Here is a 20,231-nt window from a genome sequence, read left to right as displayed (position 1 = left end):
CGCCCCCGGGGTGCCCATCTCACGCCGGCTCGGGCCGGGGCTCCGGTCTCAGCACGGGAACGGGCTTCGGGTCCCAGGCCCTGGTGGTCCGTACGTAGCCGTGGATCACGGATGCCATCGCCAGCAGGACGAGGGGCCCGAACAGCCACGGGTGGGTCGCCATCCGCATCGGGAGGAAGGCGTAGCAGAGCAGGAGCGCGGTGAACACCGCGGTGCCGTGGCCGACCAGGCGGACTCCCGAACGGTCCCAGCCCCGGTCGATCGTGCGCAAGGCAGCCTCGACGGTGAGCGCGAACACCACGCCGGCGACGAGGTCGACGCCGTAGTGGTAGCCGAAGCCCAAGGTCGCGCTGAGCGTGGCGACCAGCCAGAACGTGCCCGCGTAGCGCAGGACGCGCGGGCCCTTGCGGGAGTGGATGAAGATCGCGGTGGCCCAGGCCGTGTGCAGGCTCGGCATGCAGTTGCGCGGGGTGATCCCGTCGTACGGCGCCGCGTGCGGGGCGGCGATCGGCGGGGGCGTGTGCGGCCACAGGTTGGCCACGGCCCACTGGACGCCGCCGGTGCCGGACGCGCCGGGACCGTACGCGAAGACCGGTCCGACCACGGGGAAGATCATGTAGACGGCGGGACCGAGGAGGCCGATCACCAGGAACGTCCGCACCAGATGGTGGCGCGGGAAGCGGCGTTCGGACGCCACGTCGCGGAGCTGGTACAGGGCCACGACGATCGCCGCCACCGCGAGCTGCGCGTAGACCGAGGCGAGCACCTGGGTGCCGAACGGGCCGATCGCCTCCAGCGCCCGTCCCGCCGCCCACGACGGGTTGCCCAACGCGTGGTCGGCGAGCGCCACATACGGGTCGAGCACGGTCGGGCGGGTCTTCGACGTGATGAGCAGCCAGGCGTCACCGATCTTGCGGCCGGTCACCAGAAGCAGTCCGAGGCCAACGCCCTTCAGGAGCAGGGCGCGTTCCTGGCCGGTGCGCCGCGTGATCGCGAGGACCGCACAGCCCAGCATGGCCCACAGCGCCCCATTGCCGAAGAAATGCCCCTCGGGCACATTGACGTGCAGTACCCACCGCGCCAGTACGAAGACGGCGTCGATGCCGATCGCGGCTCCGGCGGCGATGAACCGCTGCCGCCAGGTCAGGACCACCATCATCAGGGCCAGGCCGCCGTACAGCGGACCCGGCTTGGGTGGGAGGATCAGCTCACGCGCCTGGAGGGTGATCGGCCCCGGTACGCCGCCGTAGTGGCGCGCGACGATCTCCAGGGCGATCAGGAACCCGAGGGCCGCCGCGCCCGCCGTCGCCCACAGGATCACCCGGGGCCGGCGCCACGGGACGGACTTGAGGGTGCGGCTTATTCGCGATATGCGCGGATGTGACCGCGGATCTGTAGGTATCAAGGTGTTCGGCCGATGTGTTAGACGCCATGGAGCGGCTCACCCTTCACGTGGCACAGCGTTCTGTTCCGGTCGAGGAGGGGTGATGCGGGTTGTTCGTCGGAAGCTCGATCATGCCATCGCGCCGGTGCGGGCGGTCGTCCGGGCATCCCTCGGCCCGGGGATACGGGCCGGGAAGCCGGGCCGGGACGGGGCGTGGACGCCGTCGCCCCTGACCGGACCGCCCGTCGGGGGACACGGCCGGCCGCATGCCCGCGAGGTTCTTCGGGCCCGTGAGGCCTCCCGTACCCGGAGCGCCCCCGCTGAGGGCGCGCACCCCTCCGTGCCGAGGGCGACCCGCGCCGATGCCGGAGTGACCGGCCTGACCAACGGCGGTGTGCAGACCGCCGACCCCGGTGAGGCCCACGACAAGCCCGTCTACCGCACCCGGATCGACTTCTATTGCGGCCTCGCCCTGTTCGGCGGCAAGGCCGCCGCGCGGCTGACCAACGTCCTCGCCAGCTGACCCGCACCACTGAGCCCCCGCGCTCGTCATCCCTTGCAGAGGGGCGGCGGGTGCGGGGCTTTCTGCGTCACCGCCGTAGGTAGGTTTCGGCGGCGTAGTCTCGTGCTATGAGCAGCGCGGGGCAGAACGTCAAGACCGTGCGGAAGCGGCGGGGCTTGACTCAGCGGGAGTTGGCCGACGCATCGGGAGTGTCTCTCTCCACCATTCGGAAACTTGAGCAAGCTGATAGGGACGGCGCCCGGCTGGAGACGTTGCGCAAACTCGCCGTGGCTCTAAGGGTTCCGACGATGAGGCTTGCAGGCGCCCCCGGCATCGAGGAGACAGACCCGGCAACAACAGACCGTTGGGCAGGCGTAAGGGACGCCTTGGAGCGACCGCTGCTGGCCCCTGGTCTCGATGATGGCCCACCGACAGTCGCCGGGGTGCGCGCGTCACTGGACGATGCCATGCCGTTGTTCACGGGAGACCAGCTCGCGGACCTCTCGGTTCTCCTGCCCCCGTTGCTTCGCGATGCCGATGCACTGGGGCCGGATGGGCGGACCGTGCGCGTGAGGCTGTTGCAACTCGCCGGCTGGCTCATGGTGCAGACCCGGCAGTTCTCCGCCGCAGAGACCGCCTTGGAACGGGCCCTGAGTGAATCCGCCGACCGTATGGAGAACGCAGCCACCATCAATACTCTGCTCTGGTTGCTTTTGAGGCAGGGGCAACTGGGCAAGGCGCACGACCTTTCCGTTCGCTGGGCGGACGAGACAGAACCCCGTATCTCCCGCGCGACTCCGGAAGAACTGAGCACATGGGGCTGGATGTTGCTTCGCCTCTCAGCCGCCGCCATCCGCAACGGGCAGCCCGGAGAGGCTGATGACGCCATCAAGCTGGCTTCTGCGGCAGCGGTAGCCCTGGGGCGCGAGTACACCCCAGGAAACGACTTCCTACGCCGCTTCGGCCCGACCACGGTCAAGCTCAAAGCCGCCGAAAATGCAGCCGTGACAGACCGGCCGGACCTCGTACTCAGGCTTGCGGAACGTATTCCCATGGCAGGCCTCAGGTCTACGAGCAATAACCGAAATCGACACTTCCTCGATGTTGCAGACGCCTATGCCAAGACGGGTCAGTACGCCGACGCATTTGGAAAGCTCGAACAGATCAGGGAAGATAGTCCGGAATGGCTACCGAACCAGCGGTATGCCCGTGACATTCTCACTAAGCTGATCAAGAGTCGCCGGACGCTGACCACAGAAATGCGCTCCATGGCCGACGCGGTGGGCCTCCCGCTGTAAGTCGATCACTTGGGGTACTTCGCTTTGACGAGTACTCGAAGTGCCACAGACGCGCTGCCTCCCACTCCCTAACTTCGTCATCACGCGGATGACGAAAGGACGGCGAGACGGCATGGTGAGCAGGTACACAGAGGCAACTCCGCCTTTGAGGTCGTCAGGCTCCGACCACGGCGTAGCGGAGTTGGCCGCGCGCGTAGAAGCGGGTGACTACTGGAGACTCGCACCGGAGTGGTGGCCCCGCACTTTCGCCGAGCCGACTGCGGGCCTGCTCCGGGCGGTTGAGGCCGGACTGCTGTGGCGGCTGCCGTGAGCGCCGTGTACGTCCCGGAATGGGGACAGACGGTCTATGACTCCAAGTCGAAGAAGACCGGCCGTGTGATGGGGCACGTCGGGCCCTACGTTCAGGTCCGTCCCCTCAACGGCGGCAAGGAATGGGATGCCGACCCGGACTGTTTGACCCCGGCTCCTTTGTCGGACGCATTGCGCTGTGCCGTCGGCGAGCAGAACGCCCGCAGCCACTGGGGCATCTGAGTGCGTGGCTCAACGACGGCCCCAACCGCAGGGGTCGGCCAGCGCGCAGAGCATCCCACGAGCTACTGCGGGACATGTGCTGGGTGGGACCGCATCTGGTGCCCGGACTGCTGCGGCTCCAACGGCTGCACGACGTGCCACCACACCCGCCGTGTGCCCTGCCCCGGCTGTGCGGGAGGCGTGCACGAACCCATTCGGTGGTGAATCCACCCCACGAATTCCGCCCCTGTCGGGTGTCGCCCGATGAGTCGTCCCCCACGGCTCACAACAGTCCCGGCAGGAGCGGCTTGCAAGACGGCGCGGGGACCGATTCCCCGTACGTACAGCGAAGGGACAGGGACCATGACCGAACACCCTGCATTCGAGTTCGTCGGCATGACCGCGTGCCGCCCACGTACAGAGAACAACTGTCCCGAGGTGGCAACGAACGTGCCTGGCGTGGTGGTGTTCCGCGACAGCGCCGAGCCGGACACCGTCGTTACGATGACGGTCGAGTCCTGGGAGTTGTTCACCCGCGCCGTGAAGGCGGGGGAGTACGACATCACCGCATGACCTGAGAGGTCGACCATGCCGGAATGCCCGCACTGTCGCGTCGCGTGCGAGACGGACCCGGAAACGGGGTGGGCATTCTGTCTGCTGTGTGGCGAGCCGATCGCACCCCCGCAGCCCCCGCCGTGCCCGGGGCCAGAACCCTGGAAGGGCCGAGCCACGCAGCTTCCCTACAGGATCCGGAAGCATTGACCGGCACCCGGAGGCCCGTCCGTCTGCCGTTCTCAACTGGCCGACGGGCGGGGGCCTGAACGTTCGGAGCTGCTTTGAGGACGGTACGGTGCCGAGCCTCACCGACGACCAGGCCGCGCGCATCGTGACTGCCGTTAAGTCGTCGTTCTGCGGATAGACCTAGATCAGACAAGAGCCAGCCCCGTTCGGCCAGAGTGCCGGCAGGGGCTTCCTGCTGCCCCTGCCGGGGGCGACGGTCAAAGGGCCTGCCAGTCAGCAACTTCGAGTTCTTCGATCCGTGCGGTAACACGCGGATCCGCAGCAATGTCGGGCGGTAGTTGAGTCGTCTTGGTCGGCCACGCAGACACCACTTGCGAAATGGTCAACTGATCCGCTGATCGCAGGTCCGCCCCATTGAGTCGGGCGCTGGTGAGATTCGCCCCATTGAGTCGGGCGCCGGTGAGGATCGCCCCATCGAGTTGGGCGCCGGTGAGGTTCGCCCCATCGAGTTGGGCGCCAGTGAGGTTCGCCGCACCGAGGAAGGCGCCGGTGAGGATCGCCCCATCGAGCCAGGCGCTGGTGAGGTTCGCCCCATCGAGTTGGGCGCCAGTGAGGTTCGCCCCATTGAGTCGGGCGCTGGTGAGGTTCGCCCCGACGATTCGGGCTCTGGTGAGGTTCGCCCCATCGAGTTGGGCGCGGGTGAGGCTCGCCCAATTGAGCTGGGCGCCCGCGAGGTGCAAGCTGACAAGGTCAATGACTTCGGTTGGGGCAACATGGCTGCGCATGGAAGGGCGAGTGAGCATAGTGAGAGCCCGTTGCACATCGGCGTCAGGCTCCTGGGGAAGCGCCAGTTTGGGTTCCACTCGTGAAGTGGCGTGATGGAGCGCCGCGCGGCGCGCTGCGGTCACACGCTGACGAGTGATGGGCTCCGACTCGGGCTGGCGAGGGGCACGGTCACGGATGAAGGCGTTTAGGACCTGGGCCGCGTGGGTGGCCTGCCCCGGGGCATCTTCAACGATTTGATCCATGGCCAGAACACCGCCGATCCGCACGTAACGCTCGTTAGAACCGAGACGTTCAAGGGCTTTGACGAACCGGTCTGTCTCCTGCCCTCGGCGGGTCAAGCGATAGGTGCGGGCCGTTAAGTTCAGTACGAACACCGCGCCCACGGCCGCGGAAGCCTGGATGATCGCCAACCGAAACTGTGCCTCAGTCGAAGCCTTGACCTCCGGTGTGAGGGCGGCCCAACCCGGCCGCGCCATCGGTACAAGTGCCCGCCGTACCGATCCGCCCCACCAAAAGACGTCCGAGGCAACCAACAGTAAGCCGCCGACGGCTATCAACGTCAGCACCAGCGCGCGACGGCGCCAAGTACGGATACTCATGGTTCATAACAGCGCCAAACCCGCAGTGGCCGATAGCTTTTGAGCGAAACATCAGCATGCGGACCACCCGGCTGAATGGCTGGTAAGGGCTTTCGCGCGCCCTGACCAGCCCATATCCCAGAACCCCTACTTACGAGCATCGGGGCTTCCCGAAGGCCTCCGGCGGACCACGTCGTCCGCGGGCCGTGGACGGCTGGTCGCGCAGTTCCCCGCGCCCCTCGGCTGCTCGGTGCTGGAGCACCTCCAGCGCTGCGCGACCGGATGCCGGGCAGACGCGCGGCCCGGTTCAGGCTAGGCGTTCCAGCGCCTCCAGGACCTGGCCTGCGCCGTCATCGCGGGCCAGGTCCCGGGCCGCGCGGCGAGCCCTCGCGCGCAGGTTCGGGGAGTGGACGGCCGCGGTCATGGCGTCGGCCAGGCGGGGTGCGGTCAGGCGCTGGTAGCGCAGGGGGCGGGTCGCCATCCCCAGGGCATGGACGCGGCCGGCCCAGAAGTGCTGGTCCAGCTGGACGGGGACGGGCACCGCGGGGACGCCGGCGCGGAGGGCGGCCGCGGTGGTGCCGGCGCCCGCGTGGTGGACGACCGCGGCGGTCTTCGGGAACAGCCAGGCGTGCGGCACCTCCTGAACCGTGATGACGTCGTCGCTCTCCACCCGCAGACCGCTCCAGCCGGCCTGCACGATCCCGCGGACCTTCGCGCGGCGCAGGGCGTCGGCGAGCAGGGCGCTCAGCCGTTCCGCGTCCTCTTCGACGAAGCTTCCGAACCCGGCGAGGACCGGGGGCGGACCCGCCGCCAGGAAGTCCACGAGCCGGGGGTCGGGCCGCCAGCCGGGCGGCGTCTCGGGCCACCAGTAGCCGCAGACCCGGTGACCATCGGGCCAGTCAGCCGGGCGCGGCACCACGTACGGGCTGAAGCCGTGCAGGACGGCACGCCCGCGCGGCAGACTCAGAGGCCCGCTCAACTTCCGTGCGGGCAGGCCGAGTTCACGCCGCAGCCCGCCCATCGCCGGGCCGAAGATCCGCTCGGTGGTGACGGCCAGAGCCCGGGCGCCCATGCGGTTGCCGTACGCGCCGAACGACCGGGCTCCGACGACCACCGGCGGGAAGGCCGCGGTGGGCTCGATCGGCTGCACATAGGCACCGAGGTTCGCCACGCCCAGTGCCTCGCCCAGCACGGCGCACATGGGGTCGGTGAGCGTGGAGCTCAGCAGGACGTCGGCGCCCTGGCGCACGGCGTCGGCCACGCCCGCGGCAAGCGCCGGCATGAACGCCCTGGCCATGCGCGCCACCCGGGCCATCGCCACCGGCGGGCTGACCGCCCTGGCGAGGCCCTGGCCCGACGCGGAGGCCAGCTCCTGACGCGGGTCCACCGGCAGCGGCCGGAACCCCAGCCCGTGCGCGCTCACCGCCTGCCGGAACCGCTCGTGGGTGGCGAGCGCGACCTCATGCCCCGCGGCCCGCAGCCGCACTCCAAGACCGGTGTACGGGGCGACGTCGCCCCAGCTTCCCGCCGTCACGATCAGTACACGCATCGTCTCAGCATGTCAGCGCGGGCCCGCCCGCGGCGGCAAGACCGGCCCGACTTCGCCCGCGGACCGTGCTCGCTTCTCGCGCAGTTCCCCGCGCCCCTGGCGGCACCGGTGCCGGCCCGCGTCGAGGCACCTCAGCGCGTCCGGCGTGTGGGGCGGGGCCCCGGGGGTTCGGCTGCGGACCGTGCTCGCTTCTCGCGCAGTTCCCCGCGCCCCTGGCGGCACCGGTGCCGGCCCGCGTCGAGGCACCTCAGCGCGTCTGGCGTGTGGGGCGGGGCCCCGGGTCGTTCGCCCGCGGACCGTGCTCGCTTCTCGCGCAGTTCCCCGCGCCCCTTAACTACTCGGTGCTGGCCGACGCAGGCATACCCAGCCCGTCCGGCGTTTGAGGACGAGCGCCGTTCAGGCGCGATGCGGGGTCTGGGGCGGAGCCCCAGGGAGGGCTCCGGGTCTTCTGTCCGGGTTTGGCATCGGGGCATCGCGGTCATACGGCGAAAGCGACGGACCCCGCCCGGCGACCGGCGCGGCCTGCCCGGCCACCCTCCCTTACTCCCGACGTACGAAGAAAGCCTGAGCACCGACGTGAGCATGCAGACAGAACAGCCGGCGCCCAGCGCGCCCGAGGCCCCGGCCGCGCTCAAGCGGGCGCTCGGCACACCGCTGCTGTACTTCTTCATCCTGGGCGATGTCCTGGGCGCCGGCGTGTACGTCCTCATCGGACAGGTGGCGGCGAAGTCCGGCGGCGCGGTGTGGGTGCCGCTGGCCGTGGCCCTCGGCCTCGCGCTGCTGACGGCCGCCTCCTACGCCGAACTCGCCACCAAGTACGCCCGGGCCGGCGGCGCCTCGTACTACGCGACGCTCGCCTACGGCCCGTTTGTCGGGTTCTTCACCGGGTTCTGCATGCTGGCGGCGGGCATCGTCTCCGTCGCGGCGCTGGCCCGGGGGTTCGGCGGCACCTACCTCACCGCGTTCGTGAACCTGCCCGTCGCCCTGGTGGCCGTCCTGTTCCTCGCGGCCCTTGCCCTGCTCAACGCGCGGGGCATCAGCGAGTCGACCCGCGCCAACGTGGTGGCCACGGTCATCGAGACGAGCGGTCTGCTCCTCATCATCGGCCTCGGCGTGTGGCTCGTCGCACGCGGGGACGGCGACCTGGGCCGACTCACTCAGCTCGGCACCCCCGAGAACGGGCCGGTCGCCGCCGCGCTGAGCGGCGCGGTGCTCGCCTACTACTCCTTCGTCGGGTTCGAGACCTCCGTCAACGTGGCCGAGGAGACGCGCAACCCCCGCCGGGCCTACCCCAGGGCACTGTTCGGCGCCCTCGGCACGGCCGGGCTCGTCTACGCGGCGGTCGGCGCCGCGGCCTCCGCCGCCGTACCGACCGGCGTCCTGGCCGGTTCCGACGGTCCGCTGCTGGAAGTCGTGCGGGCGGCCGGCGGGGTACCCGGATGGCTCTTCTCGGCGATCGCGCTGGTCGCCGTGGCGAACGGGGCGCTGCTCACCGGGATCATGTGCTCCCGTCTCGCCTTCGGCATGGCCCGCGAGCGCCTGCTGCCGTCGTTCCTCACCCGGGTGCTGCCCCGGCGCCGCACCCCGTGGGCCGCCATCGCCACCACCACCGCGCTGTCCCTGCTTCTCGCGCTCACGGGTGACATCGAGACCCTGGCCGCGACGCTGGTGCTGCTCCTGCTCGTCGTGTTCTTCACGGTGAACACCGCGGTCCTGGTCCTGCGCCGGCGCGACCGGTCGGGCAACCCGGACCACTTCCGCGCGCCGGCGGTGATCCCGGTTCTGGGCGCCCTGTCGTGTGTCCTGCTCGCCACCCAGGTCGACCGCGAGGTGTGGCTGCGTGGCCTCGTCCTGCTGGCCGTGGGCGCGGCTCTCGGCCTTGTGTCCGCCAAGGTGTCCCGGCGCACGGCCAAGGCGTCCGAGGCGAGCGCGGAGCCCGGCGGCCCCGCGGCGCCCTGACGAATGGAACCGTCTGTGCGAGCCTGAGGGGAGTGCGGAGGTCCGGCGCGGCGGCCGTACGCGGCGGCTACGGGTCACGCGGAGTTTCCGCGCCCGCAGGCTTGAGCGGGACACCGTTGGCCCCCCGACCGTCCGAGCACGCCGTGTAGGAACGCCGCCGGGGGGAACCGGGAGGGCGGCGGCACATTTCGCCTCACACCCCCGGGAGCAGCGGCATGAACCCTCGACCGAATCGTTTCGCAGGCCGCACGGCACTCGTCACCGGGTCCTCGCGCGGCCTCGGCCTCCTCGTCGCCCGGGAACTGGCTGCCCGGGGCTGCCGCGTCATGCTCTGCGCGCGGGGCGCCGAGGGACTGGCCGCCGCGGAGCGCAAGCTGCGCGCCACCGGAGCCGAGGTCGCCTCGTACCCGTGCGACATCACCGAGGCCGACGCGCCGCAGCGCCTGCTCGACGCCGTCCATGAACGGTTCGGACCGCTGGACGTCCTCGTCAACAACGCCGGCATCATCCAGGTGGGCCCGATGGAGACCTTCGAGGAGAAGGACTTCCGCGAGGCGATGGAGACGATGCTCTTCTCCCCGGTCCGGCTCGCGCTCGCGGCGCTGCCCGACCTTCGCGAGAGCGGGGCCGGAACGCTGGTGACGGTGTCGTCGATCGGCGGCCGGATCGCGGCCCCGCATCTGTTGCCGTACGTCACGGCGAAGTTCGCCGCCGCCGGTTTCTCCCAGGGACTGCGTGCCGAACTCGCGGGCTCGGGTGTCAGTGTCACCACCGTCTTCCCGGGTCTGATGCGCACCGGCTCGCACACCGCCGCCAGGTTTTCCGGCCGCCCGGGCGCGGAGTACGGCTGGTTCGGTGCGGCGGCCACGCTGCCGCTGCTGTCCATGGACGCCGGGCGCGCGGCCAGGGCCGTGGTGCGCGCCGCCGAACGGGGGCGTCCCGAACTCGTCCTGACCCCGGCCGCCAAGGTCGCCGTACGGCTGCAAGGCGTGGCCCCGGCCTCCATGGCCCGGCTCCTGTCGCTCACGGACCGGGCGCTGCCCGGGGCCGGGGAGCGGCCGCGTCGCGATGTGCCGGGTGACGAGGCCGCCGCGCAGTCCAGGCTGCCGCGCTGGGTCACCACGCTGGGCGACCGCGCCGGACGCCGACTGGGCGAGCCCAGGCCGCACAACTAGGGCGGGTGGCAAGGGAGTTGGGGCGACTGGCCCGCCTGGCCAGTCGATGGTCCGGTAACTGCTGGGCCCGGTGGGGCAGTTGTCGGCGGCCGGGCCGCGGGCGGGCCTCGGAGGTGGACCGGGTTGGTGAGGCGAGAATTCCCGCGTTTTCGGCCATCGCGTGAGAGACTTTGCGGCAGCGCATGTCATGCACCGGACAGGCGCGCACTGTCGCGATGCCGCACAACGATGGGGGACACCGCCATGCACCTCTCCGCCGCCAAGGGCTTACGCCGGGCGAGCCTCGCACTGGGCGCGGCCCTCGCGTCGACCGTTCTCTGCGCCACCGTGAGCGCGGCGGCGCCGCTCTCCGCGAGCGGCCTCGCGGACTCGGGACCCATCGCGTCGGCTGATGCCCAACGGGCCTGCCCCGTCGTGTACTTCGACCTGGGCGAGACGCTCGTGCACACGGCCGACGACGGCACCGTCCGGTATCTGCCCGGCGCCGCCTCCTATCTTCGCGCCCTGCGCGAGCACCACATCAGGATCGGCCTGATCACCAACGTGCCGCCCTCCTGGGGCGCGACCGACGCCGAGCGTGCCGCCCGCCTCAAGAAGGAGGTCGACGCCACCTGGCGGGACTCGACGCCCTTCACCTGGGGCGACTTCGGCGACCGGATCCTCACCCCCCGCACCGAGGCGGAGCGCAAGCCGGCCCCCGCCCTCTGGCAGCGCGCCATGGCCGAGTCGGGGCGCTGCCGGGTCGTCTACGAGGCGGAGACGGCGCAGGAGGTCCAGGTCGCCGCCTCGCAGGGCTTCGTGCCGTACCAGATCGGACAGCCCCACCGGCCGGCGTTCCTGCCCGTCGGGCTCGTCGAACTCCTGGGCCGTCTGCCCCGCTGACCGGGCCGCGCACGCCGGCGAGGGGCCGACCGCCGCGCGGCCCCCGCCGGGGCGAGCGCTCCTTGCATGGGCGCCCACCCTGGCAGGGAAGCGGCGCGCACCGCCGCTAGGCCCCCGAGGGCGGCCCGCGTCGGGCGCCCTCGGCCCGGCCCAGCCGGTCGCCCCCGTCCCGGCCGTCCGCGTCCGCCGCGAGGGCGGCCCGGGCATCCGTCGGCACCCCGGCCGGGGCGCGGTCCCGTCGCACCAGCCCGCTGTGGAGCAGCAGTTGGATCGCCCCGAGCAGCAGCGCCGTCGCGAGCGCGCTGTGCAGCAGCAGGGCGTCCAGGTGTCCGGCGGAGACGTAGGCGCCCACCGCGATCGCGGCCAGGGCGCACACCCCCCGGTCCACGATGCTCTCGATCGACAGCAGGGTGGCGCGCGGGGCGTTCGCGGGGATCGCGTCGTTCACCAGCTTGCGCTGCACCGGATACACGAAGCCGGTGGCGGCCGCGAACAGGCAGAGCAGCGCGATCACGACCCAGGGCCCGCCGACCGTCATGGCCGCCAGGGTCCCCGCAAGCGCCAGGCTGAGCACCGACACCCAGGCGACCGGTGTCAGACGCCGGCTCAGCCACTGCGGACGCGCCGAGGCCACCGCCTCCGCCACCGTCATCGCGGCCAGCACCCCACCGCTGGAGGCCTCCCCGATGCCGTGGTCGAGGAGGATCGGCTGGAAGAGGTTGACCTGGCAGATCCGGGACAGCGTGAACACCGCCACGCCCTGCACCATCACCAGGCCGAGCCACCGCGAGGAGGCCACGCAGCGCAGCGCGGCGCCCGCGTCCCGCAGAAACGCGCCGCCCCCGCGCCCCCCGCTCGACCGTTCCGGGCGCTGTACGCCCGCGTTCGCCCCCGCGAGCCGGGGCAGCGCCACGGCGCAGGCGAGCGAGCCCGCCGCACTGGCCGCGCTCAGGACGTACGGAGCCGTGTGCGCGACCGCCATCAGCGGCCCGACCAGCGGCCAGCACACCACCTTCGCCGCGAGCCCCAGCGCCCGTGCCGTGCCCTCGGCCTTCAGGTAGTGCTCGCCGCGCTTCTCCGCCCGCAGCCCGTCGTACAGATAGGCGCTCGCCGCCCCCGAGGTGAGCGAACGGCCCACCGCGATGGCGAGGAAGTGCAGCAGGAACCCGGAGTACGAGGCGCTGACCACCGGGGCGAGGTTCGCCGCGGTCATCACCACCGCGCCGGCCCGCAGGCAGTTGCGGGCCCCGATGCGGTCGGCGATCAGCCCGGTCGGGATCTCGAACAGGCAGAAGGCCACGTAGTAGATGCTCTGGATGCCGAAGATCTGCCCGTCGGAGAGCCCGGCCTCCTTCTGGTAGGCGTAGAACACCGGCATCCACCACAGCAGGTTGAACAGGAGCTGGAAGCCGTAGTTCAGCCGGATGATCCGCCGGGCCGTGTCCGTGAGGCCGGCGCCCGCGCCCTTTCCGGGACGCTGCGCGAGAGGCCGCATCACAGCGCGTACGGGCGGATCTGGACCAGCCGGAAGTCGCCCCGCTCGGTCATCAGCCACTCGATGTCCAGCGGCCTGTCCACGTCGGTGTCGCTGAAGTGGGACTGGAGGAGCCGTCCGGTCAGGGACAGGTCGGCGAGCCGGGCCCGGGTGGCCGCGGGCAGCCCGTCGCCCCAGGAGCCGAGCGCGACCGTCCGGCCGCCGCCCTCCACCACGTTGTACAGATACTGCTGCGGCAGCACCGAGCCGTCGACGACCTGCTCCGGGGAGCCGGGCGAGCAGTTGAGGTACACATTGCGGAAGTCCGCGCGACGCGTCGGGTCACAGGTCACCAGGACGCCGCCGAGGGAGGCGGGCACGTACTCCTGGATGATCACACCCATATAGGTGTCGTCGAGGGAGATCCCGACCTGGTGGCGCAGGCGCACGCTGCGGGGCGACACGAGGGAGGCCCACACCTGGCGTACGGCGTCCAGGAGTTGACCGGTGCCGTGGACGGTGGTGACGGAGTCGTAGACCCCGGCCGCGGAGAAGCCGGGCAGGTCCTCGGCGTTGGAGGACGAGCGCACCACCAGACGCCCGCGCGAGGCGGGGGCGGTGGGGAAGGCCTGGCTGATCTGCCGGGTGACGGACTCCGGCACGGGCGTGTGCCGGATCAACTGCTGGAGTTGCAGACAGAGCGAGTCCAGGACGTCGGTGGCGTCCAGTTCGAGCGCCATCTTCAGCTTGCCGATGCCCTGCTGGAGGGCGGGCGAGGAGGCGAGGAAGTGCTGCTGGAGCGAGAAGGGCAGCGCGACGCCCTCCGGCGCGCCGACCGTGGACGCCACGAAGTCGGCCGCCCTGGAACGGAGTTCGGCGAGCGAGGGCTCCTTCAGGCCGAGCCGGGAGGCGAGGTGACCGTAGAGGTCGTCGCGCGGCGGGCGGGGCCGACCGTAGAACGCGGTCAGGTCGGCGGTGCGGCTGTCGAGCACATGGTGCAGCTCGCCCAGGTTGGCCGCCTTGGTGCCGTACCGGTCGCTGTCGGCGGCGCGCAACCGGTGCAGGGACAGGACGGGCGCGTCTTCGAGCAGCGGCGGCTCCAGACGGATGCGCTGCTGGTGCCAGGCGGGCGCCCGCAGATCGGGCTCGCTCTCCAGCCGCTCCAGGGAGATCTCGGCCTCGGACACCCGGTAGCGCACCCACGCGCCGTCCAGGTCGCCCTTCTCGACGAGCTCGTCCAGATCGCGCACGATCGCGTTGGGTATGCCCCAGCCCGAAGCGAGCACATTGGTGTGCGAAAGCGGCGTGATCGGCGCGGTGTTGAGGAAGCCGGCCACCCGGGGCACGTCGTCGGGCAGGCACGGCATGGCCACGATGTCCGCCCAGCCGAGCTCGGACTCGACCGCCGCGTACTGCTCGTGCGTACGGAAGAACCGCAGCCGGCCGGTGGCCTCGCCGGGGTTCAGGGGAGTGCGCACCCGCGAGCCGAAGAGTTCATGGCTCAAGATGCGCGGCACGCGCAGTTCGCTGATCGCCGCCAGCTCCTCCTCCTGCCCGTGGTTGGCGGGTTTGAGCAGCACCGGAAGCCGGCCGTCGACCCGCTCGCGCACGAACCCGTAGAAGAATTCGAGGAGTTCGCCGCTCATGGTGTCGGCCTCGGTCGTCTCCAGGACGAGGAAGGTGCGCTCGCGGCCTTCGGTGTCCTCGTTGGTGTGCAGCGACAGCACACCGAGCAGGAAACGGCGCGCGGGGTTCATGTAGACGGAGGCGTTGAACGCGTCGAGATCCGCGTCGAGTTGGGCGAGTTCCATGCCCAGGACACGGGTGGCGATGTAGTTGACGTGGAAGGGGTGCGCCGCCGTGTCGAGCAGGTGCCAGGTGTTCTCGACCCGGTCGACGACGACCTTGAGATAGGGGTGGCCGGCCAGCACCCCCGACAGGGTGCGGAACAGTGGCAGGGAGAGGTTCTCGCCGATGACCGTACGGTCCGTGGCCGGCTCGGCGGCGCCGGCGAAGAGCTGGGCGGTCACGCGGACACCTCCTCGGGCTGCGCGACCGGCAGGACCAGCGGCAGGGCGTCCACCAGCGTCTCGAAGTCGCGGAGCACGGTGCGCGCGTCGGTGGCGGACAGCAGACACAGGGCCGCCATCGTGTTGGCGCCGCCGGCCGGGTCGTAGACCGGCACGACCTGGCCGTCGGGCAGCGAGCTCTCCGCGACCACCGACAGCTCGCTGCCCCGGCTCAGCGGCACCTTCTTGGCGACGACCGGGAAGTCCCATATCTTGCGCTCGTGCCAGGCCTCGCCGTCGCCGTCGACCGCGAGAACCACCAGGGAGCCGGCCGCGCCCCGCGCCTGTGCCGGGGTGAGGGCCTGTGCGGGCCACCGGACCGGGCGGCCGAGGAGCTGGTCGACGAGCATGCCGACGAGGTCGAGCCCGAAGACGTCCTCGATCTGCGGCACCGTCATGGCGCCGCCGAACCGGGCGGCGGTCTCGATCAGCCACATGCTGCCGTCCGCGCCGAGCTTGATCTCGGTGTGCGTTCCGCAGTCCCGCAGTCCGAGCGCGTCCACGGCCCGCCGGGCCAGCTCCACCACGCGGTCCTGCGCGTCCTGGGACAGCAGGGCGGGGGTGATGCCCGCCCGCTCGGTGAACGGCTCGACCGTGGGCATCCGGCCACTGAGGCAGACCGGGTGGAAGATTCCGTCCGCCACGACGCCCTCGACGCTGACGTAGTCGCCCCAGCCGGGCTCCTCGAACCATTCCGAGGCCGTGCCGGTCACGATCTCCTCGACCACGAAGTGGCCCTGAGACTCCGCCACATGGAGTTCCGCATATCCCAACTGGGCGGATTCGGCCATCACTTCGCGCGAGCGCCACCAGGCGCCGGACAGTTCCTGCGGGGAGCGGATGATCTGGTGGGCCGTGGAGCCCGCGCTCCAGGCCGCCTTGAGGAGCAGCGGGAAGGACAGGACGCCGGCCGCCTCATGCAGATCGGCCTCGGTGGCGACGGAACGGAACTCGGGCTGCGACAGGCCGTGTTCGCGCCAGGTGCGGCGCATCAGCCGCTTGTCGCGGGCGAGCGCGGCGGCGCCGCCGGCCCCCGCGAGGCCGAGCGCCTCACACGCCTCGGCCACGGCCACGACCGCGTACTCGGAGAACGTGAGCACCGCGTCCGCGCCCACGGCCCGGGCCCGCGAAGAGATCAGGGTCACCAGGTCGGAGCGCTGCGCGTCGGAGGGCGTCACGACGGAGGCGCACAGTCTCCGGGCGGAGTCCGCCACGACGGGAGGAAGAGCGCTGAGCGCCAGCAGGTGCACTTCCGCCCTCGCGGCCGTCCTGGACAGGACATGACCGAGCGGCGGACCACCCTTGGCATGCACTAACAGCACCTTGCTCACTGAAGTTCGTCTCCATTCGTCCGTGTCGTCACGTGCCGCGGAGCGCCCCGGCGCCCACGCGCCGTACGTCCCCTGCGGGTCGTCGTACCGAGCGGTGGTGCGCGTCGGGCGCGGGGGGATCTCCCGGCGGATGTGTCGGGGAGTATTCACCCGCACACTCAAGGGGACCACGCAACCGGCGTTCGCGCCGCCCGGGGGGACGCGCGCCGTTCAGGCAAATGCCTGAATAGCGGGCCGTGTTGGGACACCGAAGACGTCGCGAGAGCTCGCGGTCCGGCTTCCACTTCGGCCGAGAACCGAGCATGCGGGGGACCGGTACGGGATACCCATCGCGATGTGACAGTGCGTCAGCCGGTTGCGTACGAGCTGTATACGGACGGAGAGACCGCTGTGGACGATTCCAGTCTCAAGGCACTGCTCGAACACCTCCCGGTGTTCTGGTGGGAAGTCGACGAGCCATGGCAGGTACGGGAGAGAGGGGGCGGCGCGTTCGCCGACGCGGCCACGGCGCAGCGCTTCCTCGACCGGATGCGTCAGGAACTCCCCGCGCCGGGGGCCCCGCCGCGCAAGGGCCGCTGGCAGGCCCGGTTCGACGACCGCACCTTCGACGTGAGCTGGCCCCTGGACGAGAGCAGCGCCCCCGGCCGCACCCGAGGCCTCGCCGTGGAGGTCGACGCCCACGCGAAGACCCCGCGCCAGTACGCCGCTTTCGCCGGCCTGGTCAACCTCGCCCCGGCCGCCGCCTTCATCCGGGACAGCGAGGGACGCTACGTATGGGCCAACCACGCCTACGCGCACCTCTACGGCGCGGCCCCCGAGGAACTCGTCGGCAAGTACATCGAGGACTTCGACGCCCCCGCCGAGTCCCTCCAGTTCCGCGCCCTGGACCAGGAGATCCTCACCCGGGGGACGCCCGTGCGCCACACCCTCGACTACCGGCGCCCGGACGGCAGCGCGGGCCAGGCGGTGGGCCACCGGTTCCCCGTGCGGGAGAACGGACGGACCTGTGTCGCCGGGATCTATGTGGACGTCACCGATCATCTGCGCGCCAAGCTCCAGCGGCAGGAGGCCGAGGACGACCTGCGGGCGCTGCGCGACCACAGCGGTCTGCCCTGCGCGCTGCTGTCGGCGAACGGACGCGTGGTCGAGGCGAGCACCGCGGCGGCCGAGCTGTTCGGCCTCAGCCTGCCCGACCTGGTCGGCCGCCGCGCCCACACACTGCTCGCCCCCGAACCCGGGCTCGACCGGCTGCACCGCAGATGGAACGGTCTGATAGCGCGCCGCACCCGCCGGGTGGAGACATCGGCGGTGCTCGTCGACAGCCGGGGGCGCCAGCGCCGCGCCCAGCTCCACCTGACGACGGTCGGCCACTCCGCCGCCCGCGCCCGGCACGTCTGGGCCGTCGTCACCCACCAGAGCCTGGCCCACGAGGCCCATCCCTCGCTCACCGCCGCGCAGATACGCATCCTGTCCCTGCTCGCGGCGGGCAGCAGCAACGGGGACATCGCCACCTCGCTCAACCTGTCCCGGCAGACCGTCGACTACCACCTCAGCCGGCTGCGGGAACTCCTGGGCGCGGGGACCCGCCCCGCCCTCGTCGCCCGCGCCTATGTGCTCGGCATCCTGGCCCCCCGCGCCTGGCCCCCGCGCTCCGCCACGGCGGCCCATCCGCTCAGCGCCGTCTGAGGGGGGCCCGGCTCCTGACGCCGTGGACGCGAGAGAGCGACGCCCCCGCACGGGGCGTCGCTCTCGTTCCGTGACCCCGACGCGGGTCAGACCCGGTCGGCGGCGATCAGGACGTACTGGAAGGAGCCGTCCCGGTAGGAGTTGATGAACGCCTCCTCAATTCCCGTGACCAGCTTGGACGTCGCCCGCAACTCCCAGTACGGCAGGGTGTCGGGGGTCAGGTCGATCACGGCCTGCGGGACGAGGCGGTTGTCGGCCATCGCGCGCAGGTACTCGCGGCGCGAGTGGATGTTGCACTCGAAGTGCGCGTTGATCTGGGAGACCCACTTCGAGGGCTGCCCGTACCGCGGGTTCCAGCAGCCGGTGATCGTCACATAGCGGCCGCCGACCTTGAGGACGCGGGAGTGCTCGGCGAACAGGTCGTGCAGATCGACGTACATGCTGGACTCGTTGTTCCACGACCCCGCGGCCTGCCCGGTCTCGAAGGGCATCGACAGCATGTTGCACACCCGGGCGCGGACATGGTCCTCGATACGCAGCTCACGGGCGCGCCCGTTGGCGAAGTCGGCCTGCTTCGCCGACAGGGTGACACCTTCGACCTTGCACCCGAAGCGCTCGTGCGCCATCACCATCGAACCGCCCCGGCCGCAGCCGGCGTCGACCAGGGTGTCGTCGCTCCCGATGTCGCCGAGGTGGCTCAGGAGCAACTCGGCCTGCGCCGACTCCAGCCGGTGAAGCTCGGTGATGAGCTTCTTCTCGCTCTCGCTGTCCTGGGCGTCGCCGAGCGCGGCGTGGTCGACGTCGCCGATGCCGTAGTGGTGGTGGTAGAGACCGTCGACATCGCCGAGACGCAGGTTCACGGGCCTGGCTTCACCGTCCCAGTAGCGGGCGATGTCCCCCTGGTAGGGCGTCGCCGGGCCGGGGATGAAGAGGGAGGCGTCGGTGGCGGTGAGTTCGGTGCTGGTCACAGATGAGTCCATTCTTCCTACCAGAAGTCGGGCAGGCTGTAGCGATAGGTGTTCGTGCGGTGCCAGTGGTGGTTTCCGTCGACCCACGCGGCCACGCCGCGCAGGAAGCGGTGCACGCTGGGCACGGGGCAGTCGGCGGCCAGGGCGGCCGCCTCGGTCTCGAAGTCGTGCATCAGGTCGTTGTGGACCTCGACCGACTTCAGATAGGCCTCCCGGTCGCTGACCCCCTCTCGTTCGGCGATCACGACGGGCAGGTTCAAGTGCCGCCCGGGGGCATCGAGTTCCTTCGTGTACGAGTACAGGTCGTTCACGATGGTCGTCGCGTTGCCCGCGAGCGCGATGACCCTCTGCATGGCGGGTCGCGCGTGCAGGTCCGCCGGGAGTTCGTAGCCACCGACGGTGTCGGTGATGGTCGGGCAGGGCCGAAAGTTGTTGAACTGACGCATCGCCAGGTACTCCCACACCTCGGGCACCCGGTCCTCCTGCGCCCAGGCGGCTTCGGCGAGGTAGCCCAGGTGCAGCCTGGCCATGTCGTGGCGGTACCGGTCGGCCTGCGAGGCGCTGGCCGACCGGACGAAGTAGTCCATGGCCGAGCGGTACGCCCGCCGGGGCGCGTCCGAGTGCAGCGACTCGGCCCACTGCGACTGGTACTCCCGCGTCGTGTGCAGCGGGTCCAGGGCGGTGTGCGCGAGCAGCAGGCGCTCGCCGAGGCCGATGGGTGAGCCGCCGTGGTCCTCGCAGTAGCAGTCGTCCACCGCGTTCTCGGCCACCATCAGCCGGGTGGCGAGCATCAGATGGTCGATCGAGGGCGCGTCCGGATGGCAGGCCACCATGTAGCGACCCACCGAGAACCCGTCGAACTCCTCCTCCCAGTCATCGGGATACAGCGAAACCTCGTCCATCGCCCAGGACTTGATCCTGCGGCTGACCTCCTCCACGCGAGCCGGATCGGGCTCGGGCACCGGGTGGTGGTAGAGGCCCGGGATCGCCGCGCCCTGGGGCGCGGACGGCTTCGGTGGCTCAGGTCGTTCCTGAGGGAGCGTCAGACGAAGGCCGGCCGTGCCCAGTCCGCTGGGGCCGCGCAGCAGCCGGTCGACATCGGGGCTCGGGGGCGGCGGTTCGACCGTCGGCACGTCGGGCAGTGACACGTCGGGCAGTGAGGGGGCGGCCACCATGGCGAGGCCGGGCGGTGGGGCCGGTGGAGCGCCGGAGGGGGCCCCGGGCGGGGTGCCCGTCGCGGCCTTGATGTCGCGGGCGCGGGTCGCCGCGTCGGCGAGCGCGTACGCCCCGAAGTGGGCGCCGGCCTCGGGCAGGCTCGACTGCGGAGGGGTCAGCTCAG

Annotated in this window: 16 protein-coding genes; 8 read left to right on the top strand and 8 right to left on the bottom strand. The window is 71.2% G+C overall.

What is annotated here, in order from left to right; translation table 11 throughout:
- Window positions 1-19 precede the first annotated feature (19 nt).
- Window positions 20-1,318, bottom strand: a complete 1,299-nt coding sequence (locus tag N4G70_RS26215) for a phosphatase PAP2 family protein (RefSeq protein WP_261715252.1) — start codon at window positions 1,316-1,318, stop codon at window positions 20-22.
- A 169-nt stretch (window positions 1,319-1,487) separates the two neighbouring features.
- Between N4G70_RS26215 and N4G70_RS26210 the strand changes: the two genes are divergently transcribed.
- From N4G70_RS26210 to N4G70_RS26195, 4 genes are all read left to right on the top strand, one after another.
- Window positions 1,488-1,907, top strand: coding sequence for a hypothetical protein (locus tag N4G70_RS26210; RefSeq protein ID WP_261715174.1), 420 nt, complete (start codon window positions 1,488-1,490; stop codon window positions 1,905-1,907).
- A 107-nt stretch (window positions 1,908-2,014) separates the two neighbouring features.
- Window positions 2,015-3,184: a helix-turn-helix domain-containing protein gene (locus N4G70_RS26205; protein WP_261715173.1), complete on the top strand. Its 1,170-nt coding sequence runs from the start codon at window positions 2,015-2,017 to the stop codon at window positions 3,182-3,184.
- A 306-nt stretch (window positions 3,185-3,490) separates the two neighbouring features.
- Window positions 3,491-3,715 carry a hypothetical protein gene (locus tag N4G70_RS26200; RefSeq protein ID WP_261715257.1) on the top strand — a complete coding sequence of 75 codons (225 nt, stop codon included), beginning with the start codon at window positions 3,491-3,493 and terminating at the stop codon, window positions 3,713-3,715.
- 342 nt (window positions 3,716-4,057) lie between these two features.
- Window positions 4,058-4,267 carry a DUF397 domain-containing protein gene (locus N4G70_RS26195; protein WP_261715172.1) on the top strand — a complete coding sequence of 70 codons (210 nt, stop codon included), beginning with the start codon at window positions 4,058-4,060 and terminating at the stop codon, window positions 4,265-4,267.
- Window positions 4,268-4,692: 425 nt separating this feature from the next.
- Here the strand turns inward: N4G70_RS26195 and N4G70_RS26190 are convergent, their stop codons facing one another.
- Both N4G70_RS26190 and N4G70_RS26185 read right to left on the bottom strand, forming a co-directional pair.
- Window positions 4,693-5,820: a pentapeptide repeat-containing protein gene (locus N4G70_RS26190; RefSeq protein ID WP_261715171.1), complete on the bottom strand. Its 1,128-nt coding sequence runs from the start codon at window positions 5,818-5,820 to the stop codon at window positions 4,693-4,695.
- 286 nt (window positions 5,821-6,106) lie between these two features.
- Window positions 6,107-7,348: a glycosyltransferase gene (locus N4G70_RS26185; RefSeq protein WP_261715170.1), complete on the bottom strand. Its 1,242-nt coding sequence runs from the start codon at window positions 7,346-7,348 to the stop codon at window positions 6,107-6,109.
- Between the two features lie 582 nt (window positions 7,349-7,930).
- On the opposite strand from N4G70_RS26185, the gene N4G70_RS26180 reads away from it, so the two are divergent.
- The 3 genes from N4G70_RS26180 to N4G70_RS26170 all read left to right on the top strand — a co-directional run bounded on the left by N4G70_RS26180 (window position 7,931) and on the right by N4G70_RS26170 (window position 11,364).
- A complete protein-coding gene (locus N4G70_RS26180) occupies window positions 7,931-9,307 on the top strand; it encodes an APC family permease (RefSeq protein WP_261715251.1) in 1,377 nt (458 codons plus the stop codon).
- A 215-nt stretch (window positions 9,308-9,522) separates the two neighbouring features.
- Window positions 9,523-10,482, top strand: coding sequence for an SDR family oxidoreductase (locus tag N4G70_RS26175; RefSeq protein WP_261715169.1), 960 nt, complete (start codon window positions 9,523-9,525; stop codon window positions 10,480-10,482).
- Window positions 10,483-10,725: 243 nt separating this feature from the next.
- On the top strand, window positions 10,726-11,364 hold the full coding sequence (locus N4G70_RS26170; RefSeq protein ID WP_261715168.1) for a hypothetical protein: 639 nt from the start codon (window positions 10,726-10,728) through the stop codon (window positions 11,362-11,364).
- A 106-nt stretch (window positions 11,365-11,470) separates the two neighbouring features.
- Here N4G70_RS26170 and N4G70_RS26165 read toward each other — a convergent pair whose 3' ends face one another.
- Genes N4G70_RS26165 through N4G70_RS26155 form a run of 3 tightly spaced genes read right to left on the bottom strand, consistent with a single transcriptional unit; the run spans window position 11,471 to window position 16,238 of the window.
- A complete protein-coding gene (locus N4G70_RS26165) occupies window positions 11,471-12,859 on the bottom strand; it encodes an MFS transporter (protein ID WP_261715167.1) in 1,389 nt (462 codons plus the stop codon).
- Window positions 12,859-14,868 carry a PEP/pyruvate-binding domain-containing protein gene (locus tag N4G70_RS26160; RefSeq protein ID WP_261715166.1) on the bottom strand — a complete coding sequence of 670 codons (2,010 nt, stop codon included), beginning with the start codon at window positions 14,866-14,868 and terminating at the stop codon, window positions 12,859-12,861. The genes N4G70_RS26165 and N4G70_RS26160 overlap by 1 nt, the downstream gene beginning before the upstream one ends.
- Entirely contained in the window at window positions 14,865-16,238 is a 1,374-nt protein-coding gene (locus N4G70_RS26155) for an acetyl-CoA carboxylase biotin carboxylase subunit family protein (protein ID WP_261715165.1), read from the bottom strand. Before N4G70_RS26155 ends, N4G70_RS26160 begins: the two co-directional genes overlap by 4 nt.
- A 390-nt stretch (window positions 16,239-16,628) precedes the next feature.
- Between N4G70_RS26155 and N4G70_RS26150 the strand changes: the two genes are divergently transcribed.
- Complete coding sequence (locus N4G70_RS26150; protein WP_261715164.1) at window positions 16,629-17,924, top strand: PAS domain S-box protein; 1,296 nt, start codon at window positions 16,629-16,631, stop codon at window positions 17,922-17,924.
- Between the two features lie 86 nt (window positions 17,925-18,010).
- On the opposite strand, the gene N4G70_RS26145 is transcribed toward N4G70_RS26150, so the two are convergent.
- Window positions 18,011-18,892 (bottom strand): geranyl diphosphate 2-C-methyltransferase, encoded by an 882-nt coding sequence (locus tag N4G70_RS26145; RefSeq protein ID WP_261715163.1) that lies wholly within the window; start codon window positions 18,890-18,892, stop codon window positions 18,011-18,013.
- A gap of 17 nt (window positions 18,893-18,909) precedes the next feature.
- Window positions 18,910-20,139 carry a family 2 encapsulin nanocompartment cargo protein terpene cyclase gene (locus tag N4G70_RS26140; RefSeq protein ID WP_399036940.1) on the bottom strand — a complete coding sequence of 410 codons (1,230 nt, stop codon included), beginning with the start codon at window positions 20,137-20,139 and terminating at the stop codon, window positions 18,910-18,912.
- Window positions 20,140-20,231: the final 92 nt, after the last annotated feature.

The sequence above is a fragment of the Streptomyces sp. ASQP_92 genome, assembly GCF_025399895.1.
Classification (GTDB): Bacteria; Actinomycetota; Actinomycetes; order Streptomycetales; family Streptomycetaceae; genus Streptomyces.
Note: the sequence above shows the minus strand (reverse complement) of the source record. Positions and strands in the feature narration are given on the sequence as shown.

Excerpts from the sequence above, each read along its gene's own strand:
- N4G70_RS26210 (WP_261715174.1), top strand. The coding sequence starts at position 1,488 with ATGCGGGTTGTTCGTCGGAAGCTCGATCATGCCATCGCGCCGGTGCGG.
- N4G70_RS26205 (WP_261715173.1), top strand. The coding sequence starts at position 2,015 with ATGAGCAGCGCGGGGCAGAACGTCAAGACCGTGCGGAAGCGGCGGGGC.
- N4G70_RS26195 (WP_261715172.1), top strand. The coding sequence starts at position 4,058 with ATGACCGAACACCCTGCATTCGAGTTCGTCGGCATGACCGCGTGCCGC.
- N4G70_RS26190 (WP_261715171.1), bottom strand. The coding sequence starts at position 5,820 with ATGAGTATCCGTACTTGGCGCCGTCGCGCGCTGGTGCTGACGTTGATA.
- N4G70_RS26185 (WP_261715170.1), bottom strand. The coding sequence starts at position 7,348 with ATGCGTGTACTGATCGTGACGGCGGGAAGCTGGGGCGACGTCGCCCCG.
- N4G70_RS26180 (WP_261715251.1), top strand. The coding sequence starts at position 7,931 with ATGCAGACAGAACAGCCGGCGCCCAGCGCGCCCGAGGCCCCGGCCGCG.
- N4G70_RS26175 (WP_261715169.1), top strand. The coding sequence starts at position 9,523 with ATGAACCCTCGACCGAATCGTTTCGCAGGCCGCACGGCACTCGTCACC.
- N4G70_RS26170 (WP_261715168.1), top strand. The coding sequence starts at position 10,726 with ATGCACCTCTCCGCCGCCAAGGGCTTACGCCGGGCGAGCCTCGCACTG.
- N4G70_RS26165 (WP_261715167.1), bottom strand. The coding sequence starts at position 12,859 with ATGCGGCCTCTCGCGCAGCGTCCCGGAAAGGGCGCGGGCGCCGGCCTC.